Source organism: Metallibacterium sp. (genome assembly GCF_054637675.1).
Genome location: NZ_JBTSRB010000100.1, coordinates 1 through 3,230 on the forward strand (window position 1 = coordinate 1; position 3,230 = coordinate 3,230).

At 66.0% G+C, this 3,230-nt stretch carries 2 protein-coding genes; both read left to right on the top strand.

Annotation, left to right across the window (positions count from 1 at the left end; translation table 11 throughout):
- The first annotated feature begins 227 nt into the window (after nucleotides 1-227).
- On the top strand, nucleotides 228-491 hold the full coding sequence (locus tag ACYDAT_RS15840; protein WP_461451381.1) for a hypothetical protein: 264 nt from the start codon (nucleotides 228-230) through the stop codon (nucleotides 489-491).
- A gap of 103 nt (nucleotides 492-594) precedes the next feature.
- Complete coding sequence (locus tag ACYDAT_RS15845; protein WP_461451379.1) at nucleotides 595-3,027, top strand: ABC transporter permease; 2,433 nt, start codon at nucleotides 595-597, stop codon at nucleotides 3,025-3,027.
- The last annotated feature ends 203 nt before the right edge of the window (nucleotides 3,028-3,230 follow it).

Here is a 3,230-nt window from a genome sequence, read left to right on the forward strand (position 1 = left end):
GATCGCGCTGGCCGTACTGCTGTTGGCGGTGTTCCTTGTGGCGCACTTCCCTGCGCGCCGCGCCGCGCGCGCCGAGCCGGCGGCGAGCTTGCATGAGCTGTGAGTCACGTGCTTATGGCATCGCTGGTTCATCAATCTCACGCAATCGTAGGGCTTTGGGTAGTTGTTTTGTAGCCGAATGGGTGGGGTAAATGGCCCTGCACGACCACTTGCGCAGGGACTCTCGGATGAGTGCGGCGAGTACGGCAGAGGGGCACCGGCTGTTCAGACCCGAGGCGCTGGAAGCGCAGCGTCAGGCGCTGCTGGGGCGCATCCTGATCAACACGCCGCTGGCGCACTGGCTGATGGCCGCCATGGCGGCGGCGCTGGTCGCGACCTTGTTTGCCTTCCTGTGGTTCGCCCACTACACGCCACGCATTGCGGCGGCGGCGACCGCTACACCCGCAAGTTCCGTTTGCGAGAGATGTTGCCGCGACTGGCGCGCGCGCTGATGCTCTGCAAGCCGCATCCCGAGCCGGTCCTGCGCATGGCGAGCCATTTCGATGGTTGCGGTTCGGGGCGAATCAAGTGAAGAGAAGAATCGCTGCGTATCTGATGCTGAGCGTTGCCCTGGCGGCGACGGTCTTTTGCTACACGCTCCTGCAAGGGATGGCAGGCAGCCACATCACAGGCGCTTCGTCGCAACGGCGCTATTTCACGCTCGGTGTTCAAATGACGAGCGGCGTGAATTATGCGGTTAGCGCCGAGCTCGTCGATCAGTTGGAGCAACGTTTGCCGCGCTCGTTTGCGGTCGCGACATCAATGGACAATCCGCCAGAGTTCTCCAGGCTCGCTTTGCCGGACGGTTCGAAGCAGCATGACGTCGCGCTGGATATGGTCGGTGGAAGGTACTTCCAGGCTGTGGATCTGGATCATGTGCTCGGACGTTTGATCTCCCCGGCCGAGGAACGCGCGAAGGCGCCCGTGATCGTGATCAATCGCCGCTGCGCGGATGCGTTGTTTGGCAGTGCGCAGGCGGCGATCAACCATGAGCTGATCGTCCACGTCGGCGGTGGTTTTTCCGGTGGGCCATTGCATGCGCATGTCATCGGCGTCATCAGCAACGCATTCTCCGGGCTCCATGCGTCCGAAGAGCGCTTTGCGCATGGGCCGGTGGCGTGGGTGCCACTTCCGTTCCCGATCGGTTTGACGGCATTACTCAGCGTTCCCGCGAACCTACCGGATGCGGAAATCCGGCACGATCTGGACATGGCCTGGCGCAGCCTGCCGGAAACGGTCAAGGGCAATGGCAGCCGCGGCCTGGTCTTCAGCCAGCCGTTTTCCGCCGAGCCTGGAGCCGTGGCCACCACAATGCACAAGCTTGGGCTCTATCTGGATCTCGCCGGCGCGGCACTGCTGCTGACGCTGGTCAATCTGGTGGCAGTGAACTTTCTCGAGGCCTGGCGGCGCCGCACGGTGCATGCCATCGAGCGCACCCTGGGTGCGACGCGCGCCTGGCAGATGCGGCGTGTGCTGTATCGCGCGCTGCTGGGGGCACTGGTGACACTGGTGGTCAGCGGCGCGCTGCTCGGAGCGGCCCTGGCGGCTATGCAACGCGCGATCGCTGCCATCGGCCGGTTCATGCTGATGTTCTCACCATGGGGGCGTGTCGGGCGAGTTCTGCATTGGCCCCACCTGTTGGTCCCGGCGCTTGTGTTGATCGTGGTGGTGGTCTTGATCGAGGTGCTGGTCCATGGGGTGCTGTTGGCGCTTGACCCGAAGGAGTTTGGTTCGCTGCGGGTCAGCAGCCCACGCGGCGAGCGGCAGGTCGGCGGTGTGATCCTCGCGCTCGAGTTCACCTTGGCTGCGTTGCTCGCGGTGCTGGCCGGCTGGGGCATGCAGTACGCATGGCGGATGGCGCACCAGAATCTGGGCATGCTGCAGGGACAGCGACTCACGTTGCTGTCGACGAAGGCCAACAAGCCCTATTTCTCGATGCATCCGGATGCATTCGCAGAGACGGTCTCGAGTGCCGTGTTGGCTGCGGATCTGCGGCGCGCCATCGCTGGCATCGAGCCGCACGCGGACGTTGCCTTCGGCCCGGTGGTCGGCGTCCAGTTTCGCCACGGCGATGGCAATTTCCATAACGGTCTTGGGAAGTTGGAGGTGGGCCAAGCCGGGATCATCACGCAAAAGTTCGTCGCCTCGGCGAGTTGGCTGCCGGTTGGCGAGGTGCACTTGCTGACCGGGCGCAATTTCAGCCGCCACAATCCCGATCCCCACGAGGCCCTGATCGACGCCGATGTGGCGCGGACCTTGTTCGGCAGTGTGCGGGACGCCGTCGGGCGCGTGGTACATACGGAGGCATTGCCAGATGTGCCACCCCAGGTCATGCACGTGCGCGGGGTGATTGCGCCGCTGCGACTGGACGGTCCGGGCCATGCGCCCGTGGCGAGTTGGATCCAGCCATTGCAGGGTGGCGATACGGCCTTCCGTTTCATGGGTGGAGACATCCTTGTTCGCCCAGAGATTCCCGTTGCACGTGATCAAGCGCTGCTGGCGGCAGTGCAACGCGTCTTCGCGAAGGATGCGCCGTACATCGAGCCGAGTGGAGTCCGGTCGAGCACGCAGGTGGTGGGCAGACTCGACCGCCCGCAGCGGGTTCTGGCGATGGTGTTCGGCGCGGTGGCGGGGTTCGGCCTGCTGCTCGCCCTGACCGGACTGGCCGTGTTCTTGCGGCTGTTCCTGGCGCTGCGCAAGCGGGTGGACGCGATCCGGCAGGCGCTGGGGGCGAGTCCGCGCCGCCTGTACACCGGGGTGGTGGGCGGCACGGTGATCCTGGGTTTGGCAGGAGCGGTGCTCGCGTTGTTGTTCACGCCCTGGCTGGCGCAACAGTTCGCCCTGCTCTCCGGCGCGCAAGTGGCGGCGTACGGCGCGGCTACGTGGATCGCGCTGGCCGTGCTGCTGCTGGCGGTGTTTCTCGTCGCGCACTTCCCCGCGCGCCGCGCTGCGCGCGCCGAGCCGGCGGAGAGCTTGCATGAGCTGTGATCCGGCTCGCAGCTTGACGCCGTACGCGCCCCGCGCGACGGTGCGCGGCAGGCCCGCACTGCGTGGGCGCTGCAGGGACTGCCCGTGCCGATGAACCGCGACCTGCGCCCGGACTTGTTCGAGACCATGGACGTGCGCCGCGCGCCCGAGCACAAGCCGTGGTGGCGGCGCCGGCTCACCTGGGCGCTGGCCGGCGCGGCGGC